This window comes from Nocardia sp. TBRC8007 (genome assembly GCF_056629435.1).
The window spans coordinates 1-402 of sequence record NZ_JBWSOR010000173.1; the positions used below are offsets into that span (position 1 = coordinate 1).

The following is a 402-nucleotide window of genomic DNA, read 5'->3' on the forward strand; positions in this document are numbered from 1 at the left end:
CTACCCGTGATCGAGCTCCCCGGAATCGGTATCTCCCCCATCCTCTGCTCACCCGGGATATCCCGCTTCGACCTGTGGTTCAACATCGACGATGTACCCGACGGTGACGATGTACCCGATGGTGCGGGATTCACCGGTTTCGTGGAATTCGCGACCGAGCTGTTCGACCGGGGCACGGTCGAGGCGATCGCGGCCCGGTACGTGCGGGTGTTACAGCAAGTGGCAGCCACCCCGCAGGCGGCGGTGGGTGCGGTGGACGTGCTCACCGCCACCGAACGCGACCGGCTGCTGCGGGTATACAACGACACGACGGTGGCTGTCGATACCGATATCACCTTGGTCGGGCTGATCGAGGCACAGGTGCGGCGGTCCCCGCAGGCGGTGGCGGTAGTGTGCGCCGGT

At 65.7% G+C, this 402-nt stretch carries 1 protein-coding gene; it reads left to right on the forward strand.

Annotated features, from left to right (window positions below):
- On the forward strand, positions 1 to 402 hold a 402-nt coding region (locus ACX4ZE_RS23155), incomplete at both ends, for a hypothetical protein (protein WP_480275582.1).